21 protein-coding genes are annotated in these 24,867 nt (G+C 44.0%); 16 read left to right on the top strand and 5 right to left on the bottom strand.

All coding sequences use genetic code 11. The features are described 5' to 3' along the window. Positions 1 to 72 precede the first annotated feature (72 nt). Entirely contained in the window at positions 73 to 963 is an 891-nt protein-coding gene (gene corC / locus ATB74_RS19680) for a CNNM family magnesium/cobalt transport protein CorC (protein ID WP_012603382.1), read from the top strand. Positions 964 to 995: 32 nt separating this feature from the next. Next, entirely contained in the window at positions 996 to 2,513 is a 1,518-nt protein-coding gene (gene lnt, locus ATB74_RS19675; RefSeq protein WP_060983370.1) for an apolipoprotein N-acyltransferase, read from the top strand. Positions 2,514 to 2,606: 93 nt separating this feature from the next. Here the strand turns inward: lnt and ATB74_RS19670 are convergent, their stop codons facing one another. Then, positions 2,607 to 3,077, bottom strand: coding sequence for a zinc ribbon-containing protein (locus ATB74_RS19670; protein WP_012603380.1), 471 nt, complete (start codon positions 3,075 to 3,077; stop codon positions 2,607 to 2,609). 262 nt (positions 3,078 to 3,339) lie between these two features. Between ATB74_RS19670 and leuS the strand changes: the two genes are divergently transcribed. The 12 genes from leuS to lipA all read left to right on the top strand — a co-directional run bounded on the left by leuS (position 3,340) and on the right by lipA (position 16,118). After that, positions 3,340 to 5,916 carry a leucine--tRNA ligase gene (gene leuS, locus ATB74_RS19665; protein WP_061019514.1) on the top strand — a complete coding sequence of 859 codons (2,577 nt, stop codon included), beginning with the start codon at positions 3,340 to 3,342 and terminating at the stop codon, positions 5,914 to 5,916. A gap of 179 nt (positions 5,917 to 6,095) precedes the next feature. Then, positions 6,096 to 6,749, top strand: coding sequence for an LPS assembly lipoprotein LptE (gene lptE / locus ATB74_RS19660; protein ID WP_061019513.1), 654 nt, complete (start codon positions 6,096 to 6,098; stop codon positions 6,747 to 6,749). A 12-nt stretch (positions 6,750 to 6,761) separates the two neighbouring features. Beyond that, a complete protein-coding gene (gene holA, locus ATB74_RS19655; protein ID WP_061019512.1) occupies positions 6,762 to 7,787 on the top strand; it encodes a DNA polymerase III subunit delta in 1,026 nt (341 codons plus the stop codon). Positions 7,788 to 7,851: 64 nt separating this feature from the next. Beyond that, on the top strand, positions 7,852 to 8,169 hold the full coding sequence (gene rsfS, locus ATB74_RS19650) for a ribosome silencing factor (RefSeq protein WP_061019511.1): 318 nt from the start codon (positions 7,852 to 7,854) through the stop codon (positions 8,167 to 8,169). Between the two features lie 3 nt (positions 8,170 to 8,172). Continuing rightward, positions 8,173 to 8,643, top strand: coding sequence for a 23S rRNA (pseudouridine(1915)-N(3))-methyltransferase RlmH (gene rlmH, locus ATB74_RS19645; protein ID WP_004735246.1), 471 nt, complete (start codon positions 8,173 to 8,175; stop codon positions 8,641 to 8,643). Positions 8,644 to 8,649: 6 nt separating this feature from the next. After that, positions 8,650 to 10,542 carry a penicillin-binding protein 2 gene (mrdA, locus tag ATB74_RS19640; protein ID WP_060983366.1) on the top strand — a complete coding sequence of 631 codons (1,893 nt, stop codon included), beginning with the start codon at positions 8,650 to 8,652 and terminating at the stop codon, positions 10,540 to 10,542. Next, entirely contained in the window at positions 10,542 to 11,663 is a 1,122-nt protein-coding gene (gene rodA / locus ATB74_RS19635) for a rod shape-determining protein RodA (protein ID WP_048607962.1), read from the top strand. Before mrdA ends, rodA begins: the two co-directional genes overlap by 1 nt. Before the next feature lie 3 nt (positions 11,664 to 11,666). Continuing rightward, a complete protein-coding gene (locus ATB74_RS19630) occupies positions 11,667 to 12,506 on the top strand; it encodes a septal ring lytic transglycosylase RlpA family protein (protein WP_061019510.1) in 840 nt (279 codons plus the stop codon). A 93-nt stretch (positions 12,507 to 12,599) separates the two neighbouring features. After that, positions 12,600 to 13,781 carry a serine hydrolase gene (locus tag ATB74_RS19625; RefSeq protein WP_017067140.1) on the top strand — a complete coding sequence of 394 codons (1,182 nt, stop codon included), beginning with the start codon at positions 12,600 to 12,602 and terminating at the stop codon, positions 13,779 to 13,781. Positions 13,782 to 14,013: 232 nt separating this feature from the next. Beyond that, a complete protein-coding gene (gene ybeD, locus ATB74_RS19620; protein WP_026084358.1) occupies positions 14,014 to 14,292 on the top strand; it encodes a DUF493 family protein YbeD in 279 nt (92 codons plus the stop codon). Positions 14,293 to 14,488: 196 nt separating this feature from the next. Beyond that, a complete protein-coding gene (gene lipB / locus ATB74_RS19615; RefSeq protein ID WP_004737632.1) occupies positions 14,489 to 15,148 on the top strand; it encodes a lipoyl(octanoyl) transferase LipB in 660 nt (219 codons plus the stop codon). A gap of 4 nt (positions 15,149 to 15,152) precedes the next feature. Then, positions 15,153 to 16,118 (top strand): lipoyl synthase, encoded by a 966-nt coding sequence (lipA, locus tag ATB74_RS19610; RefSeq protein WP_017059920.1) that lies wholly within the window; start codon positions 15,153 to 15,155, stop codon positions 16,116 to 16,118. Positions 16,119 to 16,295: 177 nt separating this feature from the next. Here lipA and ATB74_RS19605 read toward each other — a convergent pair whose 3' ends face one another. The 3 genes from ATB74_RS19605 to ATB74_RS19595 form a co-directional block, all read right to left on the bottom strand. Beyond that, positions 16,296 to 17,657 carry a sodium-dependent transporter gene (locus ATB74_RS19605; protein ID WP_060983363.1) on the bottom strand — a complete coding sequence of 454 codons (1,362 nt, stop codon included), beginning with the start codon at positions 17,655 to 17,657 and terminating at the stop codon, positions 16,296 to 16,298. Positions 17,658 to 17,946: 289 nt separating this feature from the next. Beyond that, complete coding sequence (locus ATB74_RS19600) at positions 17,947 to 18,723, bottom strand: YggN family protein (RefSeq protein WP_061019509.1); 777 nt, start codon at positions 18,721 to 18,723, stop codon at positions 17,947 to 17,949. Positions 18,724 to 18,811: 88 nt separating this feature from the next. Further along, positions 18,812 to 19,285 carry a GreA/GreB family elongation factor gene (locus ATB74_RS19595; protein ID WP_061019508.1) on the bottom strand — a complete coding sequence of 158 codons (474 nt, stop codon included), beginning with the start codon at positions 19,283 to 19,285 and terminating at the stop codon, positions 18,812 to 18,814. A 145-nt stretch (positions 19,286 to 19,430) separates the two neighbouring features. Between ATB74_RS19595 and ATB74_RS19590 the strand changes: the two genes are divergently transcribed. Continuing rightward, on the top strand, positions 19,431 to 21,365 hold the full coding sequence (locus tag ATB74_RS19590) for a RecQ family ATP-dependent DNA helicase (RefSeq protein ID WP_061019507.1): 1,935 nt from the start codon (positions 19,431 to 19,433) through the stop codon (positions 21,363 to 21,365). Between the two features lie 255 nt (positions 21,366 to 21,620). Then, positions 21,621 to 23,519, top strand: coding sequence for a methyl-accepting chemotaxis protein (locus tag ATB74_RS19585; RefSeq protein WP_061019506.1), 1,899 nt, complete (start codon positions 21,621 to 21,623; stop codon positions 23,517 to 23,519). Between the two features lie 111 nt (positions 23,520 to 23,630). Here the strand turns inward: ATB74_RS19585 and dinB are convergent, their stop codons facing one another. Further along, positions 23,631 to 24,707 (bottom strand): DNA polymerase IV, encoded by a 1,077-nt coding sequence (gene dinB / locus ATB74_RS19580; RefSeq protein WP_061019505.1) that lies wholly within the window; start codon positions 24,705 to 24,707, stop codon positions 23,631 to 23,633. Positions 24,708 to 24,867 lie beyond the last annotated feature (160 nt).

The raw sequence follows: 24,867 nt of genomic DNA, 5'->3' as shown, positions 1-24,867 counted from the left end.
TGTGATTTCCGCAGGAATCTGAGTTGTAACGTGTGCTATCACACTTCTGATAGCGTTATTTTTTGAGAAATCATGAACGAAGGTAACCCCCCCACTTCTGAGGGAAGTAAAAAATCTGAAGGTCCGAGTAGAAAGTCCTTCTTTGAACGCCTAGGCCAACTATTTCAAGGTGAAGTAAAAGATCGCCAAGAGCTCGTGGATGTAATCCGCGACTCAGAAATTAATGACCTAATTGACCATGACACGCGCGACATGCTCGAGGGTGTTATGGAAATTTCAGAGATGCGAGTACGCGATATCATGCTGCCTCGCTCTCAAATGGTTACAGTTGAACGCACCGATGATTTAGATACATTGATTGCGCTTATTACTGATGCTCAACACTCTCGCTACCCAGTGATCAGTGAAGATAAAGACCATGTTGAAGGCATTCTATTAGCGAAGGACCTACTTAAGTATTTGGGTTCAGAAAGTGCCCCATTTGATATCGAACAAGTGATTCGCCCTGTCGTGGTTGTTCCTGAAAGTAAGCGAGTTGATCGCCTGCTTAAGGAGTTCCAAGAAGAGCGTTACCACATGTCTATCGTTGTCGATGAGTTTGGCGGAGTTTCTGGCCTGGTAACCATTGAAGATATCCTCGAAGAAATCGTTGGTGAAATTGAAGACGAGTTCGACGATGAAGAAGAGCTAGATATTCGTAAGCTGAGTAAGCATACCTTCTCTGTAAAAGCTTTAACTACTATTGAAGAGTTCAACGATACGTTTAACACTGCCTTTAGTGACGATGAAGTGGATACGGTAGGCGGCATGGTTATGACAGCACTCGGTCACCTGCCTGTTCGTGGCGAAATTGTAGAGATTGAAAACTACCATTTCAAAATAACATCAGCAGATAACCGCCGTGTGATTCAGCTACAGGTAACCATTCCTGACGAGCAACCTCTTCCGACTATCGAAGAATAACAACTTCTCTCTAAAGAGATGACAGAAATTAGATGACTAAGACCTTTATTCATCGCCTATTACGGCCGCTTGCGGCCGTTTTTGTTGGCGCTATAACCACCCTTTCATTCGCTCCATACTCTATATGGCCTCTTGCTATTCTCAGCCCAGCTTTGTTGCTGTTACTGATTCATAACCGCTCTCCTAAAAGTGCGCTTTGGATTGGCTACGGATGGGGTTTAGGTCAATTCACGACAGGTATCAGCTGGGTATACGTCAGCATTGATGGTTTTGGTGGTATGCCACTGGCAGCTAACCTATTTTTGATGGCATTACTTGTTGGCTACCTAGCTGTTTACTCAGGTCTATTTACTTGGAGTTTGAACAAGTTCTTCCCTGCTAATAATCTAAGCCGCTTTTTCCTCGCAGCACCTGCATTATGGTTAATCAGTGATTGGCTACGTGGATGGGTAATGACGGGGTTCCCTTGGCTTTGGTTAGGCTACAGCCAAATCGATTCGCCATTAGGGTCCTTTGCACCGATTGGCGGCGTAGAGTTAGTAACTCTAGCGATCATTGTTTCAGCCTCTGCATTCGCTTATACGGTTATCAATAGAGCATGGAGCATCGCAGTCATTCCTGCTGTTGTATTCAGTACTGGCTTTGGTATTCGCAACATCGATTGGGTCACGCCGAACCCTGAAAAAACCACGTCAGTCGTTTTAATACAAGGCAACGTCGATCAAGACAGCAAATGGCTACCAAGTCATCGTTGGCCAACCATGATGAAGTACACCGACCTAAGCAGAGAAAATTGGGACGCTGATATCATCATCTGGCCTGAAGCCGCTATCCCTGCGTTTGAGGTAGAGATTCCTTCTTTCCTACGTAACTTAGATAGCGCAGCGAAGATGAACAACAGCTCTATCATCACAGGCGTGCTTAATCAGTCTGAAGATAAGAAATACTACAACAGTGTTCTTTCACTTGGCGTGAACCCATATGGCGAGTACAGTTACGATCCAGACGAACGCTATCATAAACATCACTTATTGCCATTTGGTGAGTTTGTCCCGTTTGAAGATATCCTACGCCCGTTGGCACCATTCTTTAATTTGCCGATGTCATCATTCAGCCGTGGTGATTTTGTTCAACCAAACATCGTGGCAAATGGACGCCACTTAGCGCCAGCGTTGTGCTATGAGATCATCTTTAATGATCAAGTTAGACAGAATGTGACTGATGAGACTGACTTTATCCTCACTCTCTCTAACGATGCATGGTTTGGTCGTTCTATTGGGCCATTGCAACATATGGAAATCGCACAAATGCGTGCTCTGGAGCTTGGTAAGCCACTTATTCGCTCTACCAACAATGGTGTGACGGCAGTTACCGATTACAAAGGCAACATCATCAAGCAAATACCTCAGTTCGAAACGGCAGTGTTAAAAGCTGAGCTCATTTCAACGGATGGGCAAACGCCTTATCACACAGTAGGTACTTGGCCACTGTATATTTGGGCGATGCTCAGCTTGGTGATTGGTTGGCTAATAAGACAGCCAAAGAGCTAGATTCGAGATTCGACGAAAAGTGATTTTAGATTCGAGGGTTGACTGGTTGGGTCAACCCTTTTTTATTGCCGCGGTTTGAAGTTAATTACATGTTTACGGCTTAAGTGCTTTGCGGCTAAACCCTGTAGAGCCACATTTAATGCATGGAATGATATTGGTTGGGTGGTTATATTCGGTTTGATGGCCACACTCGTCACATACCAAGGTGCCTAACCCAATGACTTCACCCGCTTGATATAAGCCCTGATGTTCAAGATCTTGGAACAGCTCAACCCATTCAACTTTCGTTCGATCGGTTATGTCTAGAAGCCCCTGCCAAATAGAGTCAGCAATCATCAGATAAAATGGACCGCTTTTGCTTTCTTCGTAGCTCTCAGAAAACTCTTTCAAGTCTGACTTCACATAAGCTGAGATCAGCGATAGTTCATCTTTGGTCATGTCATTGGCGGCTTTCGCATATTTGCCTGATGTTTCGATTTTGTTGTTGAGCTCTTCAGGACTATGCTTCAGCGTTTCGATAACCTCTTCAACCACTTCTTCATAGAGTGCTTTTTTCTTCGGCATAACAACCTCCTTAAGATAACCAACGTTATAGTGAGTAAACGAAGCGCTGCTATGCACTCTCGCTTACAAACAAATGCAATTCATACTCTTAAGTATAGTTGCCCTGCGAAATTCAGTGAAAATTACACAATCTACTAGGCAGCAACTGCAAGTATGAAGGGTATAACTATTGTTGTACTCAGCTCCTTTAGGTATTCTATGACGATCTGTAAGATTCTGTTCTAACCGAACTCACAAATTCCAAGATAACCGGATACCATCGATGCAAGAACAATATAACCCGCAAGAGATTGAACAAAAGGTTCAACAACACTGGGATAACAGCGAAACTTTCGTTGTAAGTGAAGACCCAAACAAAGAAAAATTCTACTGTCTTTCTATGTTCCCTTACCCAAGTGGCCGACTGCACATGGGTCACGTGCGTAACTACACCATCGGTGATGTGGTATCTCGTTTCCAACGTCTACAAGGCAAAAACGTAATGCAGCCAATTGGTTGGGATGCATTCGGCCTACCTGCAGAAAACGCAGCTGTTAAAAACAACACAGCGCCTGCGCCATGGACTTACGAAAACATTGAGTACATGAAAAACCAGCTTAAGCTTCTAGGCTTTGGTTACGACTGGAACCGTGAATTCGCGACCTGTACTCCAGAATACTACCGCTGGGAACAAGAGTTCTTCACTAAGCTTTACGAAAAAGGCCTGGTGTACAAGAAGACTTCTTCTGTGAACTGGTGTCCAAACGACCAAACCGTACTGGCAAACGAGCAAGTAGAAGACGGCTGCTGCTGGCGTTGTGACACTCCAGTAGAACAAAAGAAAATTCCACAGTGGTTCATTAAAATCACTGAGTACGCTCAAGAGCTACTAGACGATCTAGACAACCTTGAAGGTTGGCCTGAAATGGTTAAGACCATGCAGCGCAACTGGATCGGTCGCTCTGAAGGTGTTGAGCTATCTTTCGCTGTTAACGGCGAAGAAGCACCACTAGAAGTGTACACAACACGTCCAGATACACTAATGGGTGTTTCTTACGTTGGTATCGCAGCAGGTCACCCTCTTGCAGAGAAAGCATCTAAGAACAACCCTGAGCTTGCTGCATTCGTAGATGAGTGTCGTAACACTAAAGTGGCTGAAGCAGAACTAGCTACGATGGAAAAGAAAGGTATGGATACAGGCCTAACGGCTATCCACCCTCTTAACGGTCGTGTTGTTCCTGTATACGTAGCAAACTTCGTTCTTATGGATTACGGCACAGGTGCAGTAATGGCGGTTCCAGCTCACGATCAACGTGACTACGAATTCGCAACTAAGTACGGCATCGATATCATCCCAGTAATCAAACCTGAAGACGGTTCTGAGCTAGATGTGTCTGAAGCGGCGTACACTGAGAAAGGCTTATTGTTCGATTCTGGTGAGTTCGATGGTCTTGTATTCCAAGAAGCATTCGATGCAATTGCTGCGAAGCTAGAAGCTGAAGGCAAAGGTAAGAAGACAGTAAACTTCCGTCTACGTGACTGGGGCGTTTCTCGTCAGCGTTACTGGGGTGCTCCAATCCCAATGGTAACCACTGAAGACGGTGAAGTTCACCCAGTACCAGCAGACCAACTGCCAGTGATTCTTCCTGAAGATGTAGTTATGGATGGCGTAACGAGCCCAATCAAAGCTGACAAGTCTTGGGCTGAAACAACATTCAACGGTGAACCAGCTCTACGTGAGACTGATACGTTCGATACGTTCATGGAGTCTTCTTGGTACTACGCTCGTTACTGTTCTCCACAAGCAGACGACATTCTAGATCCAGAGAAAGCAAACTACTGGCTGCCAGTTGACCAATACATTGGTGGTATTGAGCACGCTTGTATGCACCTACTGTATTCTCGTTTCTTCCACAAATTACTACGTGACGCAGGTTACGTAACATCTGACGAACCGTTCAAGCAACTACTATGTCAAGGCATGGTTCTGGCTGACGCGTTCTATCACACCAACGAGAAAGGCACCAAAGAGTGGATTGCTCCGACTGACGTAACGGTTGAACGTGACGGTAAAGGTCGCATCGAAAAAGCAGTCGACGATCAAGGCCGCGAAGTTGAACACTCAGGCATGATCAAAATGTCTAAGTCTAAGAACAACGGTATCGATCCACAAGAGATGGTAGACAAGTACGGCGCTGATACAGTACGTCTATTCATGATGTTTGCATCACCTGCAGACATGACGCTTGAGTGGCAAGAGTCTGGCGTTGAAGGAGCTAACCGCTTCCTTAAACGTGTTTGGAAATTGGTTCACGCTCATTCTTCTAAAGGTGCAGCTGAATCTGTTGACGCTTCAGCTCTATCTGGCGACCAAAAAGCACTTCGTCGTGATATCCACAAGACTATCGCGAAAGTAACGGACGATATTGGCCGCCGCCAAACGTTCAACACAGCTATCGCTGCAATCATGGAACTGATGAACAAGCTAGCGAAAGCACCTCAAGAGTCAGTACAAGATCGTGCAATTCTTGATGAAGCGCTAAAAGCAGTAGTTCGTATGCTTTACCCAATGACACCACACATCTCTTACGAAATGTGGATTGCGCTTGGTGAATCAAACGTAGACTCAGCAACATGGCCAACTTTCGATGAGAAAGCGCTAGTTGAAGACGAGAAGACTATCGTTGTAATGATCAACGGTAAGCTACGAGCGAAGCTAACGGTTGCTGCTGACGCGACAGAAGAGCAAGTTCGTGAACTTGGTCTAAATGATGAGAACGCTAAGAAGTTCCTAGATGGTCTAACGATTCGTAAAGTTATCTTCGTTCCTGGTAAGCTTCTAAACATTGTTGCTAACTAATTTCGTTAGTACAGTGCAATTACTAAAGAATTAACGAACTTAATTCATCAAAAGCAGTCTGTAGACAGGGTAGCTAATTGCCCTGTCTACTTATTTAAGCGCTTTAGATTTGAGCCTAACAACTCAAACTAGCTAAAGCCTTTAAATAAGTATTCTACCTTCATGAGAGCCATCAAATAATGCGCCTGATTTCACTATCTTCATTGAAAGTTACTATTGTTGTTTTAACCGTCAGCCTGTTAAGTGCGTGTGGTTTCCACCTGCGTGGTGATTACTCCGTACCAGAAGAACTCAACAAGATCTCCGTAACCAGTTACGACCAATACAGTACGTTTACACGTATGATGAAAGGTCAGCTACGTATGAATGATGTAGAAATTGTGCCACCGGCTGAAAATACCCCTAACCTGCACATTATTAGTGAGAGCGTTGGTGAGCGTACCCTTTCTCTATACCAAAACACTCGTGCAGCAGAAAAAGAGCTGACATTCCGAGCAAGATATCGAGTTACTATCCCGGACCTAGGCTCAAAAACATTCTCAACTAGCGTAACCCGTAGTTACCTAGATAACCCACTGACAGCACTTGCGAAGTCGGTTGAACGCGACATGATCGAAGATGAAATGCGTAAGCTGGCAACAAGCCAAATCCTGCGTCAGATGGCTCGACTAAAAGCCAATATTGCCGCAGGTAGCATGAATCTAGAGTCATTAGAAAATGTTCAAGTTAAAGAGCTTGAGAAACAATACAACATTAAAAATATCGAAGTTGAAGACGTTGAGATCGTACCGGCTTCAGAAGAACAGCCAACAGAAAACGAATCGACTGAGTAATAGGTTTATTTGATGCGTATTTTTGCTGACCGCTTATCAGAGCAACTTGCTAAACAGCTATGCAGTGTTTACCTCATTTTTGGTAACGAACCTCTGCTGTTACAAGAAAGCCGAGAAGCAATTCAAAAAGCTGCAAAACAACAAGGTTTTGAAGAACGTCACCGTTTTGCTATTGATAACAGCCTCGACTGGAATCAAGTCTACGACTGCACTCAAGCACTGAGCCTATTCTCTAGCCGTCAAGTCATCGAACTTGAATTGCCAGAGTCAGGCGTCAATGCCGCGATAGCAAAAGAATTACTCGCGATCTCCGAACATATCCATAGCGATATCTTGTTGATCTTAGTGGGCACTAAATTAACTAAAGCTCAAGAAAGCGCTAAGTGGTTTAAGGCGCTCTCGAATCAGGGCCATTGGATAAGTTGCTTAACACCAGATGTCAGTCGATTACCTCAGTTTGTCCAAGCGCGCTGCCGTCAAATCGGTTTAACGCCAGATCCTGAGGCGATACAAATGCTGGCGCAATGGCACGAGGGTAATCTATTTGCACTAACCCAAAGCCTAGAAAAACTGGCTCTTCAATACCCAGATGGAAAGCTCACATTAGTACGCTTAGAAGAATCGCTAAGTCGACACAACCATTTTACTCCATTCCATTGGAGTGATGCGTTATTAGCAGGCAAAGGAAACCGAGCACAACGAATCCTAAGACAATTGGAAGCAGAGGGTATAGAGCCCGTCATTTTACTGCGTAGTATCCAACGTGAACTTGCCTTGTTGTTGCAAATGCAGCAACAAATGAAACAAATGTCGATTGGTCAAGTCTTCGACAAACACCGTATCTGGCAATCTAAAAAGCCTCTTTATAACGCCGCGCTAACAAGAGTTTCGATTTCTCAATTACACTCTTTGTTCGCGTTGCTCACTCAAGCTGAATTGATGACAAAAACTCAATATGAGCAGTCGCCTTGGCCACTAATTCATCAGTTAAGCGTAGAGTTTTGTATCCCTTCAGCTTCAATACCATTCCACGCATAAAAGCGTGGTATATTCTAGGGTCAACAGCCCCTAAAAAGCTAAATTCAGATTAAAGGAACACCCCGTGTTACGTGAAGAACTAAAAGATTTTCTTGCAGACAAAGCTGACGACATGAAAGCAGAATCGATTGTGACTATCGATGTAGAAGGCAAATCAAGTGTTACTGATTACATGATTGTTTGTACTGGCACCTCTAAGCGCCATGTTGCCTCTATTGCACAGCATGTTGCTGATGAAGTACATAAAGCAGGCATGCAACCACTAGGCATGGACGGCCAGCAAGAAGGTGAATGGGTTGTTCTAGATATGGGCACAAGCATGCTTCACGTTATGCAAGAAGAACACCGTGAACTGTACCAACTAGAAAAACTTTGGGGCTAAGCTTTGAAGATCCAGTTAATCGCAGTTGGTACAAAAATGCCAAAGTGGGTTGAAGAAGGCTTTAAAGAATATAAACGCCGCTTCCCTCATGACATGCCATTAGAACTTATTGAAATCACTGCGGGCAAGCGCGGTAAAAATGCGGATATTGCACGAATCCTTCAAAAAGAAGGCGAAGCAATGTTGGCAGCCGTTCCAAAAGGTAACCGTATTGTCACTCTTGATATCCCAGGTAAAAAATGGGATACCCCACAGCTGGCAGAGCAATTGGAAAGTTGGAAATTGGATGGACGCGACGTTTCTATCCTTATTGGCGGGCCTGAAGGATTAGCACCTGCATGTAAAGCGGCAGCAGACCAAAGTTGGTCTCTATCGGCACTTACTCTCCCTCACCCATTAGTACGCGTTATCATGGCTGAAAGCTTGTATCGAGCTTGGAGCATCACTGCTAACCATCCTTATCATCGAGAATAAGCGTTAATGTTACGTAAACGTAGCCAAATCCGTGACTACAAAGCAGAAGCACGACTATTTACTAGCCGTGCTTTTGTTGCGTTTGCAGGGATCATAGTGATGATGTCGATGTTGGTTATGAACCTTTACAACATTCAAATCAACCAATATCAGGACTATAAAACCCGATCTAACGACAACCGTATCAAGGTCGTTCCAATCGCACCCAACCGTGGTTTGATTTACGATCGCAACGGTGTACTTCTTGCAGAAAACCGCCCTGTTTTCAATCTAGAAATCACACCAGAAAAAATAAAAGATATGGATGACACGCTCGCCCGCCTACAAGCGTTAATCGAGATCCCACCAGAACGTGTCGAGCGTTTTAATCGTGATCGTCGTAATTCACGACGCTTCAAGTCAGTACCGATTCTGAACCAACTCACCGAAGAACAAGTTGCGGTCTTCTCTGTAAACCAACATAAGTTCCCTGGTGTTGAGGTCACTGGCACGTTAAAACGTTTCTACCCTTATGGCGATGTGCTGACTCACGTTATTGGTTATGTATCGCGTATCAATGACCGTGATATGCAGCGCCTAGCACGAGAAGAGAAAGACGCCAATTACCAAGCGACTCGTGACATAGGTAAACTTGGCATTGAGCGCTACTACGAAGACATGTTGCACGGTACCGCTGGTTATCAAGAAGTCGAAGTAAACAGCCGTGGACGAGTGATCCGCACTCTGAAGTTTGTGCCTTCGGTTCCGGGTAAAGATATCGTGCTCAACTTGGACATCAAGCTACAGCTGTACGTACATAAATTACTTGATGGTCGCCGTGGCTCAGCCATCGTTCTCGACCCTAAAGACAATGGCGTGTTAGCCATGGTATCTAGCCCAAGCTACGACCCAAATGCATTTGTGCATGGTATCTCCTCTAAAGGTTATAACGCGCTACTTCAAGACAAAGACCGCCCTTTGGTTAACCGTGCAACGCTAGGTATTTATCCACCAGCATCGACGATCAAGCCATTCATTGCTGTTGCGGCTCTGCAAGAAGGTGTGATTACACCTAATACAACGCGTAATGACCCAGGTTATTGGAAAATCCCTAACTCAAAAACAAGACCATTCCGTGACTGGTTGCGTTGGGGACACGGTGTCGTTGATATCGAGAAAGCGATAGAAGAGTCAGTGGATACTTTCTTTTACCAAATTGCTTATGACCTTGGTATTGATCGCATATCCAAATGGATGATGATGTTCGGATTCGGTGATTATACCGGCATCGATATTTATGAAGAAAGCAAAGCCAATATGCCAACTCGTGATTGGAAAATGGCAAGACATCGTGTGCCTTGGTACCAAGGTGACACTATCCCTGTAGGCATTGGCCAAGGCTACTGGACAGCAACACCAATGCAGATTGCAAAAGCCACATCAGTTTTAGTTAATGAAGGGGAAGTAACAGCCCCTCACCTACTGCGTTCAACCATTGATAACGGTCGCCCATTCGATGAACAAATTATGTCGGATATTGAAACTTATCCACCGCTAACCGGGGTTAAGAAGAAGTATTGGGATATCGCTCAGGAAGGCATGAGACTGGCTAACCACGGTAAGAAAGGCACAGCAAGACGTTCATTCCAGAAGATGTCTTACCAAACCGCTGGTAAATCGGGTACCGCGCAGGTGTTCGGCTTAAAAGAAGATGAAGAGTACAACGCGGATGAAATCGCAGAGCACTTACGCGATCACGCCCTCTTTACAGGTTACGCACCTTTTGAAGATCCTGAAGCCGTCGTGACTATCGTTCTAGAAAACGCAGGTGGCGGCTCTTCTAACGGCGGCCCAGTAGTAAGAAGGATTTTAGACCATATTATCCTTGCAGAAGATTATCAAAGTGAGCCAATTAAATAATGAAACTTGATCCTTCAACTGGACGAAATAGAGCCCTATTCGAAAGGCTGCATATCGACCTACCACTTTTGCTTGGCATTCTGGTTTTAATGGGCTTTGCCCTACTGATCATGTACAGCGCAAGCGGACAAAGCCTTGCGATGATGGATCGCCAGGCGATGCGTATGGCTCTGTCTTTAGGTGTAATGATCTTCCTAGCGCAAATCTCACCTCGCACTTATGAGACCTTGGCACCACTACTGTTTGCAGGTGGTGTCATCTTGCTATTAGGCGTGTTGTTCTTTGGTGAAGCCTCTAAAGGTGCACAGCGTTGGTTAAACTTCGGCTTTGTTCGATTCCAACCCTCAGAGCTGTTAAAGTTGGCGGTACCTTTGATGTTGGCGCGATTTATCGGTAAGCGCTCACTTCCACCCACCTTCCAAACATTAGCGATCTCGCTAGTGATGGTGTTTGTACCTACGATTTTAATCGCAAAGCAACCAGACCTAGGCACATCTATCCTTATCGCCGCATCCGGTATCTTCGTGATATTCCTAGCAGGTATCAGTTGGAAAATCATTGCTAGTGCGGCAATAGCGTTGGGGGCATTTATCCCAATCTTATGGTTCTTCTTGATGCGTGAATATCAAAAAGTACGTGTAAGAACCCTTTTTGATCCTGAATCCGATCCATTAGGTGCGGGTTACCACATCATTCAAAGTAAGATTGCGATAGGTTCTGGTGGTATATCAGGAAAAGGTTGGCTGCAAGGCACTCAATCCCAACTAGAGTTCATTCCAGAGCGCCATACCGACTTCATTTTTGCGGTAATTGCCGAAGAGTGGGGCATGATTGGTATCTTGTTCTTGCTTGCGATCTACCTGTTTATTATTGGACGTGGCTTAGTGCTCGCGAGCCAAGCTCAAACCGCATTCGGCCGAATGATGGGCGGTAGTATTGTACTGAGCTTCTTCGTCTACATTTTTGTAAACATTGGCATGGTAAGTGGCATTCTACCTGTGGTTGGTGTTCCTCTTCCTCTGGTCAGTTATGGCGGTACTTCAATGGTTACCCTTATGGCTGGTTTTGGTATTTTAATGTCAATCCATACACACAGAAAAGCATTCTCAAAGGCGACCTAATCGATGTCTATTACAACGTTTCCAAAAAAAGCATCCTTGGTTGATGAGCTGCCAATCAAAAAAATAGTCTCTATCTTAGGGCTAGCAGTTTTAATCAATGGGTGTTCTTCACAAAAGCCAGCTGGTCGCTACGATATTGATTCAGATATTGCGCCAGACGCACCGATTTCGGTAGAGCATTTAGAAGATGCTCACCCTCAGTATGAACCTTATAGTTTAGGTGGTAATACGGATTACACTCTGCGTGGCGAAGACTACAAGATAGTAAAAAAGACCGAAGGGTTTACTGAGAAAGGCAAGGCCTCTTGGTACGGTAAAAAATTTCATGGTCACTTAACGTCTAACGGCGAGATCTACGACATGTATTCGATGTCAGCAGCTCACAAAACATTGCCAATTCCAAGCTATGTAAAAGTGACGAATACCGACAATGACAAAACCACTATTGTTCGTATCAATGACCGTGGCCCATTCCATGAAGGCCGAATCATTGACCTTAGTTATGCGGCAGCTTACAAGCTCGATGTGTTGAGAACGGGCACGGCAAATGTTGAGATTGAAGTCATTACTGTGGCTATGCCAACCGACGCAAATAAAAAGGCAGCTTTACCGCAATTTATTATTCAAGTCGCGACATCTCCACATGAAGATAGAACCGAAAAGTTAGCGAAAGATCTAGCCGAAAAGCTAGAAGTAGCAACGTTCTTGCAGCCAAATGATGACAACTACCGCCTGATGATTGGGCCATTTCATGACTATGCTCTGACTCAAGAGAAATTAGAACAAGTTAAGCTAATGGGTTACCCGTCAGCTTATATAAAAAAACACACCCTAACTCGCTAATTAATCTAACAGTTACTTCTGGTAATCAGCGCTCTGGTGTGACAGAGTGATTCTGTTAATATATGAATAGTTCACCAAATAATTGCATTCAAAATGATTAAATCTAATAAACTTGTTAAATCGATTTTTGCTACTTCTGTTGCTCTTTCTGCAACGATAGCTACATCGTCATTCGCCGCTCCTATTGTTGTTCCTGATGCACCTCAAATCGCCGCTAAAGGTTTTGTTCTGATGGATTACCATTCAGGCAAAGTACTAGCAGAGAAAGAGATGAATACTCAACTTTCTCCAGCAAGTTTAACCAAGATGATGACGAGCTACGTAATAGGCCAAGAGCTAGAGCGTGGCAACATCAACTTAAACGACGATGTTGTAATCAGTGAAAATGCTTGGGCTAAAAACTTCCCAGATTCATCTAAGATGTTCGTTGAAGTAGGTACAACGGTTAAAGTTGAAGAACTGAACCGCGGTATCATTGTTCAGTCAGGTAACGATGCTTGTGTTGCGATGGCTGAACACATCGCCGGCTCTGAAGATGCATTCGTTGACCTAATGAACGCGTGGGCAAGCTCTATCGGTATGAAAGACACGCACTTTGCTAACGTGCACGGTCTAGACAACCCGAACCTATACTCAACGCCTTACGATATGGCGCTACTTGGTCAGGCGCTGATTCGTGATGTTCCTGATGAGTACCGTATCTACTCGCAGAAGAAATTCACTTACAACGGCATCACCCAGTACAACCGTAACGGTCTGTTATGGGATAAGAGCATGAACGTTGATGGCATCAAAACGGGCCACACAAGCAATGCAGGTTACAGCCTAGTAAGCTCAGCGACCGAAGGCAAAATGCGCCTAGTTGCTGTAGTTATGGGTACCAAGAATGCTAATGCTCGTAAGACAGAAAGTAAAAAGCTGCTTAGCTACGGCTTCCGCTTCTTCGAAACAGTGGCACCACACACAGCGGGTGAAACCTTCGTAGAAGAGAAGATCTGGATGGGTAGCAAGGACACAGTTGCACTGGGTGTCGACGAAGATACTTTCGTTACGCTACCTCGTGGTCAAGCTAAGAACCTGAAGGCAAGCTTCGTTCTTGAGAAAGAGCTAGAAGCGCCAATCAGCAAAGGCGATGTAGTTGGTAAACTATTCTACCAAGTAGACGGTGAAGACGTTGCTGAATACCCACTACTAGCACTTGAAGATGTAGACCAAGGCAGCCTATTTAGCCGTCTATGGGACTACCTAGTTCTTCTGTTCAAGGGTTTATTCTAAACAAGCCAAAGGTTTGTTCTAGGTAAAACCTAAGCTTGTTGTATAGCTAACCTAATGAGTAAATTCATGATTTACTTATTAGCGAACCAAAAGCCGCCATGTGCGGCTTTTGTTGATCTTGAGTTCGGTGATATTTACACGTAATATTCCGCCTTATTACTCGTGTCTGTTGACCGAACACGCTTTTTATCGACATTTCGCCAATTTGCGAGCGTCTAGCCTTTTGGAGCTAATCATGAACATCAATTCTGATGCAAAACTAAAAGACCTCTTAGAGTTCCCTTGTTCATTCACTTACAAAGTAATGGGCCACGCTAAGCCAGAACTGACTGAGCTAGTACTAGAAGTGATCCAGCGTCATGCTCCTGGTGACTACAGCCCAACGCTAAAACCGAGTGCAAAAGGTAACTACCACTCTGTTTCTATCAATATTACTGCGACTTCAATTGAGCAAGTAGAAACTCTTTATAAAGAACTGGGCGAGATCGAAATCGTTCGTATGGTTCTGTAATCTCTAGTTGCATATGAGAAAACAGCGGCTTATTGCCGCTGTTTTTGTTTAAAGCCCCGTAAAGAACTCAAATTCACTCAACTTAATTTTCAATAAATACAAAGAAAGTTGAAAAACCTTGCAGTCCGTCTGTAGTTAGAATCATGTTTCGCGTTTATAATGCGTTCACTTTATTAATCCTTGAGGGAGTGCAGCTTTGCAAAATAAGCTAATCGTAAAAAAATTAGGCCGTCAGGATTACGAACCTGTATGGAAAGCCATGCATAAGTTCACAGACGAACGCACGGAAGAAGACGTAGACCAAGTTTGGTTGGTTGAGCACAACCCTGTCTTCACTCAAGGACAAGCAGGCAAAGCTGAGCATGTATTAAATGCCGGTGATATCCCTGTAATACAAAGCGATCGCGGTGGCCAAGTGACTTACCACGGTCCAGGCCAATTAGTTGCTTACTTTCTGATTAACATCCGCCGCAAGAAATTCGGAGTACGCGATTTGGTTACTCATATTGAGAACCTCGTAATCAACACTCTGAAAGCTTACAATATAGATTCAGCTGCCCGACCTGACGCTCCTGGTGTTTATGTCGATGGCAAGAAAATCTGTTCACTCGGATTACGTATTCGACGTGGCTGCTCATTCCACGGGCTAGCATTGAACGTCGATATGGATCTGTCTCCGTTTCTACGCATTAACCCATGTGGTTATCAAGGTATGGAAATGGCACAAGTCAGCCAACTTGGCGGCCCAAGTGAACTAGAAAACGTTGAGCAACAGTTAATACAAGAGCTCGTAGAGCTACTCGGCTATGACCAAGTAGACATTCAAGCCACCAGTAACATTACAGCAGAAGCATAAAATCATGAGCAAACCAATCCAAATGGAAAAAGGCGTTAAATATCGTGACGCTGACAAAATGGCATTAATTCCCGTAAAGAATATGCCTGCTGAACAGAAAGAAGTTCTACGTAAGCCTGAATGGATGAAGATTAAACTTCCTTCAGACAGCCATCGTATTCAAGAAATCAAATCAGCAATGCGCAAAAACAACCTGCACTCAGTTTGTGAAGAAGCGTCTTGCCCTAACCTAGCCGAGTGTTTCAACCACGGTACGGCAACGTTTATGATTCTTGGTGCTATCTGTACTCGTCGCTGCCCGTTCTGTGATGTTGCCCATGGTCGTCCTGTTGCTCCTGAAGCAGAAGAGCCGAAGAAACTGGCTAAGACGATTAAAGACATGAAACTGAAGTACGTAGTAATCACTTCAGTTGACCGTGATGACTTGCGTGACGGCGGTGCTCAGCACTTTGCTGACTGTAACCGTGAGATTCGCGAACTAAACCCAAATATTCGTATCGAAACACTGGTTCCAGACTTCCGCGGTCGTATGGACGTTGCACTTGATCTAATGAAAGACAACCCGCCAGATGTTTTCAACCACAACCTAGAGACAGCGCCACGTCTATACCGTAAAGCGCGTCCAGGTGCGAACTACAAGTGGTCTCTTGATCTACTGAAGAAATTCAAAGAGCAGCACCCTGATATTCCAACAAAATCGGGTGTGATGATGGGTCTTGGTGAGACGAAAGAAGAGATCGTTCAAGTACTGAAAGACCTTCGCGAACATGGTGTGACTATGCTGACACTAGGCCAATACCTAGCACCAAGCCGCCACCACTTACCAGTAGAACGCTACGTGCCGCCTTCTGAGTTCGATGAGCTGAAAGAGATTGCTCTAGAGCTTGGCTTCACTCACGCAGCTTGTGGTCCATTTGTACGTTCTTCTTACCATGCAGACTTGCAAGCTCAAGGTATGGAAATTAAGTAAGTCATTACTTAACTCCCCTCTATTTGAAAGGCGCATCCCCTCAGGTATGCGCCTTTTTAGTATCGACAAACTGTCACGTTACATCGCCATCATTCAGATACAACAAAGCCGCTCTATGAGAGCGGCTTGGTTAAATTAAGACGAGTGAACAATAGACAAGCAAACAATAATGGCTAATTAGCCGAAAGAAGCCCAGATAACCGTTGCTACCAAGATTGGGCACACGAACTTCACATACATAGGCCAAACCTTACCAAACCAACCAAGTTGAAAGTCCGGACAACCTTGCTCAAGCTCTTTCACTTTCGAAGCTCGGCTCCATACCCAACCACCAAATACACAGAACATCAATGCAGCGACCGGTTGAAGGTACTGAGTCGCAATCATCGCAACCATGCCAAACATCGCAGCAAAGTTGTAAACAATCACCACACTAAACAGCGCGATAGCACCACCAATTACCCAGCTTGTTGGCGTACGTCTAGTATTGAAACGCTCACTCACTAGCGCAACCGGGCCTTCAAGCATCGAAATAGAAGAAGTCAGTGCAGCAATCGTTAGTAATAAGAAGAACACAATTGCGAAGATCTGGCCAAGCACACCTAAACTATCAAACATCAACGGCAGAACCGTGAACACTAGCGTGTCAGAACTTAATAGTGAGCCGTCTTCAGCGTAGATTTGAACGCCTTTTTGCATCGCAACAAACATCGCAGGCATCACTACTAAACCAGCAATAAAAGCAACCGCTGTATCAACCAGAGTAACGTTCATTGCCATTTTTGGCAGGTTCTCTTTCTTGCTTAAGTAAGAGCCATAAACCAACATAGAGCAACCGCCAATAGTGAGCGAGAAGAAGCCCTGTCCCATTGCCGCCAGAATCAGTTTTCTATCCCACACTTTCTCAAAGTCTGGCACTAGGTAATGTTTTAAGCCTTCCATCGCGCCAGATTGCGTCATAATGTAAACAAACAATAAGCCAAATAAAACAAATAGCGCAGGCATCAAACGAGTCGACCATTTCTCAATGCCTTGCTTAACACCGCCCTGAACAATCAAGATAGTCAGAACATAGAACGCGACGGTACCAAATACGTTTCGCTCAACACTGAAGCCTTTAAACCAATCAGCAGCAGCCTCTAGACCGATAAGATCCGCGACTGCACCAATTAGGAAGCAGATTAACCAGCCACCAACAATACTGTAAAACGCCAACACGGCGCTTGGTACACTCAGTCCAATCCAACCGACAAACTCACCGACTTTCTTACCCAAAGGGTTTGTCGTCAAAGATCGCATGCTATCAACTGGGTTTGCTTGGCCGTGACGGCCGATAGCCATCTCTACCACCAGCATAGGGAAAGCAACCACGAAGATCATGATCAAATAGACCAAAAGGAAAGCACCGCCACCATTGCTGGCAACTTGAGTCGGGAAACCCCAAATATTACCCAAGCCAACCGCTGCACCAGCCGCTGCTAAAATGAAGCCTAAACGAGAGCTAAAGTGCTCTCTTGAAGAGGAAGATTGTTGGTCCATATCGCCCGCATTAAAAATCAGTGAACTAGTTGAGGAGTACAGTAATAAAAAGCAATGATAGGCACAACAAATAAATGAACAATTCTCTGATTTTTACAATCAATGCGCTATTTAGAACCACAAAATTAACAAATAACCAGTCTTATCGTTCAATTAAAAGCAATAAAGCGAGGTGGCAGGCTTGATAAGGGAATGGATTAAATTGAGATAAATACTCGCCGTGTGGTTCCATTTATACAAACAAAAAGAGCACCAGTCGGTGCTCTTGCTATTCATCACTAGACTCGAATTAGATCGTGAAGACTTGATAGTCTTTTAGGTTCGGAATGATTTCATGCAACTCTTGCTCTTGTTCCGCCATCTCATCAAGAGAATCACAGAACTCGTTTGCTTCTTCTTGTACTTGTTGAGAGTGTTCTTTCATTCGCTCTTCAACTTTAAGCTTTAATTCAGCCATACTGTCAGCCAGTTCGGTAAGGTTTAGACCACCGTCTTGTTTCATTTTCTCTGACATCGCATTAAAAGCACTAGAGATAAATTCTTGGTTAAAGATTTCTTTCGCCTTCTCGAAATCTTCAGACCAACCATTGGCCATCGAATCAAAGCTTTCTGCTGGTAGCACTAACTCGCCATCTTTATAGTAACGCGCTTCCAGCTCAGCAAAGTAGGTTTTCATTGATTCTTTTACATTATCAAATGACTCAGGTGAATCCAGACTAGCCGCAATATCATCAATCACGTCATTAGCTAACGCTAGGCTATCGTTCGCCATTTGTTTTGCGCGTGGTAAGTACTCACTCATGTTATCGCGGTATTTCTCAATCGCCGCTTGTTGGTTGGCATCAAGCTCAACCTTCTCACCATGAATATAGAGATCGTTGTTGCCATCAAAAACGGCAGTATCGCCATTCACTTGATGGATTTCGACTTTTTGATCATCGATTCGTAATTCATTCTTCAAATCAACGCGACACTGAGCAGCAAAAGTTGGCAGGCTCACAACAGAGATTACCGCTGTTAACGATGCGATTAATAGATTGTTTTTCATAAATACATTGCTTTTCATAACATCCTCTCATCAATCTGACAAATTACTATACCTTGGGTTTATGCTTCTTTGTCAGAGCAACGTCTTATATTCCTTAGCCAATTATTCAGTAAACCGATACCACTTCGTAGCAAAACTGTTTATCAGCAACTTTAAATTCAATTTCATCACCGACTTCTTTACCCATTAACGCCTGACCAAAAGGTGCATTTGCCGTCACGATAGCTACTTCATTATCATTCCACGTGACAGACAGCCCCCCAACTCTCGGCCCCATAAAGAAGTGTTTATATTTATCTCGCTCGTCAATGACCACAACATAGCTGCTCACCGTAATCTTCTCACTATCACGCAGCACTAAGTTACGATAACACTGAATGTCGTCCTCACACTCTTGCACCCTCACCGCTTGACCATGGGCGAGATACGAAGCTTCTAGCGCCAATGTATCGTACTTATGCTCAGGCACTGTCTCTTCATCTGTCGCAGCGTCAATCGCGCGTTGAGTAGCAGATTGTGCGATACGTAATCGGGATTCGAGTTGCTCTATGATTATTTGGCGAAGCTCAGACTTATTCATACTATTGGGGTGCTTTTCTATAGGAGCTACAGAATAGAATTAGGTACAATCAGGTGCAAGACATTTGATTCATCAAGCGACGCTATCATGAATAGGCGCCCGCTTTAGCATCAATACGACACTTAATAACTCAGGTAGAACATAAATGATTGAGCAGAAGCTAAAACAAGTATTCGGATTCGACTCACTGCGTAATGGGCAAAAGCAAGTCATTGATAACGTTCTATCTGGTCACTCGACTGCCGCAATATTCCCGACAGGCTCAGGTAAATCGCTGTGCTATCAATTACCAGCATTAGAGCTGCCGCACTTAACCTTGGTGATATCGCCACTGTTAGCTTTAATGAAAGACCAACTCGCTTTCCTGCACAGTAAAGGCATTAGCGCAGCTGCAATCGAGTCAAGCCAAGACAGACAAACCACACAACAGGTTATGCAGTCGGTACGTAACGGTGACACCAAGATCCTCATGATCTCCGTTGAGCGCTTGAAAAACGAACGCTTTCGCCAGTTTATCTCCCAAGTGCCGATCTCGTTACTGGTGGTAGATGAAGCGCACTGTATTTCAGAATGGGGACACAACTTCAGACCAGATTATCTGAAGCTTCCTCAATACCAGAAACAGCTCAATATTCCTCAAGTGCTGCTACTGACAGCAACCGCGACGACATCTGTTATCCAAGATATGAAGTCGAAGTTTGAAATTGATGAGGAACGCGTTGTGGTTACGGGGTTCTATCGTCAAAACCTCGACCTGTCGATTCAACCTTGCGAACAAACCAGCAAGCTAGAAACCTTGTGTAATGTCGTTAACCAAGCTTCTCTCGCTCCGACTATTGTTTATGTCACCCTTCAACAAACAGCAGAGATGGTGGCTCAGCAACTTCGCAATGCTGGCGTTAATGCCGTGGCTTACCATGCGGGTCTTAAGCCTGAAAATAGAGATGCTATTCAACATCAATTCATGAATGATGAAGTGAGCTGTATCGTCGCAACCATTGCGTTTGGTATGGGTGTGGATAAGTCCAACATTCGCCGAGTAATTCACTTTGATTTACCAAAATCGATAGAGAACTACTCACAAGAGATCGGCAGAGCTGGCCGAGATGGTCAAGCGTCTGAATGTATTCTACTCGCTAACAAACATGGTTTAAGCACACTCGAGAACTTCGTTTTTGGTGATACACCCGACAACATATCGATCCAGGCAGTATTGAAAGAGATCTACGAAAATCAAAACATTGGCGCTGCTGGCTCGAACCAATGGGAGATCATGCTTAACCAGCTATCACGTGAATCCAACATTCGTCAGTTACCGCTTAAAACACTACTGGTGTATCTCGAAATTGAAGGGGTGATTGAGCCGAAGTACAGCTACTTTGCCGATTACAAATTTAAGTTCATTCGCCCAAAGCAGCAGATCACAGACCAATTTCAAAGTGAACGTCGTCAATTTGTAGAAGCGATTTTCCAATGCTCACCTCAAGCAAGAGTGTGGTGCCAAGTCGACTTTGATGCGCTTTGGACTCATTTCCAAGCTGATCGTCAGCGTGTAGTTGCAGCTATCGATTACTTCAATGAACAAGGTTGGATTGAATTGGAGAGCAAGCAGATCACGGATGTCTACACGATCCACAATACTTCTGAAGATATGATGCAACTGTCCGAGCGTCTCACTGAGTTGTTTAAAGCAAAAGAGAACAGCGAGATAAACCGTCTTAACCAAATGCTGAATTTCTTTGAGGCGGATACTTGCCTCAGCTCACGCCTTGCGAGTTACTTTGCTGATGATAAAGCACCAACAAACTGCGGTCACTGCTCTGTATGTCGAGGAGAAGTGGCAATCTTACCAACCGTTGATGTTGAACCTGTCGATGATGAAACGGTGATGACATGGATACATGAGTTCATCTCTGCTAGCCAACAATTGATTACCGACGAAGCTATTACTCGCTTCTTATGCGGAATCGCCACCCCTCTTTCAACCAAGCTTAAAGCCAGCAAAATGGTTGGTTACGGTAAGCTAGAGCAGCAACCATTCAGTGATACCTTAGCGCGAGTTAAGCAGCTTCCTAGATAAGCTAATTTCCTTGATTAGAAAAAACCGACTAGGTTATCAAGTCTAGTCGGTTACATATGGCTTAGATTCCTTAGCCCCGAGATTCAGCCTTCTTCTCTTCTATAAACTGCGACCAATTTAATCATCCCTGCCATTAAAAACCTCAAAAACAATCAATAACCTTCAAAAACTAGACACCCTTTCAAATTGGTTAACAATCGGCCAACTTTCAAATTTTGATTAATACCCCCTATCTTGTATTAAAGGAACCATAGAATGGTCAAGAAGATATCCCTATCTTTTCTTATAGTTATGCTCGGTTTATTTTTGACCGCATTAACATCTGCAAATCACTATCTCAACAACTGGAAATGGGAAAACATTCAAGTTAATAACGACGAAGTGGTCAGTGTTGTTTCTCAAACGTTTGAGTCGAACCTAGAAGATACAAAGTCTATGATTCAACAATTCGCGTTTCTACTTCCATATTACGGAACTGACGCCCCTTTTGATGAATCTCGAATGCTCCGAGTATTAGATAGAGTTCATTCCGCAAACCCTGCTTTTATCGATGTTTATTTTGCAGACATAAATGGCACCCCATTTAGTGCACTATCCAAAGGCTGGGTGAAGGATTTTAATGTTATCAAAATGCAGAGAGAGTGGTTTCTCGCCATATCCACAAAAGGCAATACTAGCTATATATCAGCTCCCTATGTTAGTAACACAGGCGAACGAGTTATTTCAGTATCTGCACCAATTAAGAGAAGTGGACAGTTAGTTGGAGTATTTGGTGTTGATATAACACTGTCTGAGTTAATGCCGGAGTTTGGTGTCGAATTTGCTATTACAACAAAAGATGGCGAGATTGTGATGGCAGACGCCTCAACCAGAGAAACAGGCTGGGTGAATAAAAATATCTATGATTTACGCCCAAACTTTACAACACTGACCAACACCCCCTATCTATATAAAGCTGAGGGATCTGACAAACCGTACACAGTCTCAAAGCAGCCACTGACAGATAGCTATGACTTGTTTGCATGGACTAACCAAAGTCATGAAGACACTATGAACAAAAGCCTAATGACAGGGATCATAGGGTTGTTCGCATGTATTGGTATTTTACTGATGATAACTGTTTATGTCGCGATTCAAAGACAGCTTAGAAACCTACCGATTATGGTATCAACGCTTGAAAAAATGTCCATCGGTGAATTCACTCCTATTGAGTCCAACTCAAGTAATAACGAACTCGATCAGGTACAAACTTCATTACAACGGTTACAACAAAGTATCTCTAATATTGTCGAACAGTCGAATATTAAGATGTCAGATTTAGCCGTACAACAAACTAAGATAGAACAGTTAATCGATGATACAAACACCAATGCAAGCTCTGGGTTTAATAATGTAGAGCAAGTAGCAACGGCGGCAACTGAGTTATCAGCAGCGGCGTCTAGCGTATCAGACAACGCTGCGCACGCAGACAGAATGGCAAAAGCCACTATGCAGGTTATTGAAACCAGTGCCAACGTCATCAGCGAAGCCGATAATATAAATCATGATGTGAGTTCAGCGATGGCGGAATCAGCCATTATCGTAAATGAACTAAGGGAGCATTCTGAACACATAAACTCGGTGGTTGAAGTTATCAGCTCAATATCAGAGCAAACAAACTTACTTGCTTTAAATGCTGCAATAGAGGCAGCGCGTGCTGGGGAACATGGACGTGGGTTTTCAGTAGTCGCTGATGAAGTAAGATCTCTTGCAAAGAGAACTCAAGTATCTACGGTGGATATTAAAAACATCATCACTCAACTGCAATCTCAGTCCAGAAAAGCTGACGAATACATGTCTTCAAACACAGTATTGGTTCAACGCTCGCAAGAAATGATGCTTGAACTTTCACAAGCCTTCTCCGATATCAGACAACAAGTTATAGAAATATCTGAAATGAACACCATGGTATCTTCTGCCTCAGAAGAGCAAAGTATCGTGACGCAAGATATTACCGAACGTATTGAAGGTATTAACACAACAGTAAAGAACAGTGTAACCAGTGCTCAACATACTCAAGGCGCCAATATCGTTATTTCAGAAAAGACGGCAGAACTCAAAGAGGTATTAGCCTTTTTTAATATTAGTCAGATAGGTAACAGAGGCCGAGACTAATAATTTCTGCGCTAATAACCCAAAAAAATACGCTTAATAAGGCGTTCGAGTAATGAACGCCGAAACATCTTAGGTAATATGTCGCATGACGAATGCCCAATAAACAATGCCCTAAAAGAAACTCAGCTGACGCATTTGATCTTTGGGTTGCAGCATCACACTTAAACCAAGCAGGCGTATCTCTCGCCCCTGTTGTCTTTTCAGTATTTCACTTAGCAGTTCTTTGAAGTGTTCACGATCTAAAGAGGCATGGATGTGTTCAATCGTGGTTTGTTGAAAGTCAGCGAACTTGAGCTTGATACCCTGCTTGATGATCGCTTTGCTTGGACTGGCTTTTTCTAAGCGAGTTTCGAGTTCAGGAAACAGCTTGTCTTCGATTACCTGCCAACATTCTGCGTAGGTTGAAATGTTTTGGGTGAAGGTGCGCTCTACCCCTACCGATTTTCGCTCGCGCTCGATGATAACTTCTCGATCATCAATACCATGACTGCGCTTCCAAAGTGATGCACCTTGACGACCAAACTTGAGGAGAAGGTCGCGATAGTCAGACTCTTTAATATCCTTACAAGTAAAGAAGCCAGCTTGATGGAGCTTTTCAATGCTCACCTTGCCGACACCGGGAATCTTTTCAAGTGGCAGCTCATCAATCACTGATTGTACGTCTTGGGGAGGTATTACAAATTGACCATTAGGCTTATTCAGATCCGAGGCCACTTTCGCCAAGAATTTAATCGGCGCAATTCCTGCAGAAGCGGTCAGGTTAAGCTCACTCCAGATATCACGGCGAATCGACTCGGCAATGAGTGTTGCTGAACCGTGGCACTGCTTAGAATCGGTAACATCTAGGAAAGCTTCATCCAAGGAAAGAGGTTCAATGATTGATGTGTATCGAGAGAAGATTTCGCGGATCTTTTTAGATATCTCGACATAGACCGACATCCTTCCCGGCACAACCAATAGATTAGGACAAAGCTGTAGGGCTTTTCCGGTCGGCATTGCAGAGCGAACACCAAACTTGCGCGCTTCGTAATTACAGGTACTCAAAACACCGCGTTGCTTCTCATGCCCACCAACAGCTAGCGGGCGATTTCGGTAAGCAGGGTTATCGCGCATTTCTACGGCCGCATAAAAACAATCCATATCGACATGAATTATTTTTCTTATTTTCTCTTCGCCTGCGCTACACATCTAGGAATTGCTCGACCTTACAACTGTATCTATAAACAGTATAATCCAATTTTTATCAGATTTAAAACGATCTCGAGTTCAGCTAAAAAGGTTTCGCTTCAATAGTCATAAGCTCTTCTGATACTATTGTTAACGAGTATTTAGTCTATAAGTAGGGATC

Origin of the sequence: Vibrio splendidus (genome assembly GCF_001557875.1) — a bacterium.
In the GTDB taxonomy this organism is placed as follows: domain Bacteria; phylum Pseudomonadota; class Gammaproteobacteria; order Enterobacterales; family Vibrionaceae; genus Vibrio; species Vibrio splendidus_F.
The sequence above is the reverse complement of the archived record's forward strand: the minus strand, read 5'-3'. Positions and strand labels throughout refer to the sequence as shown.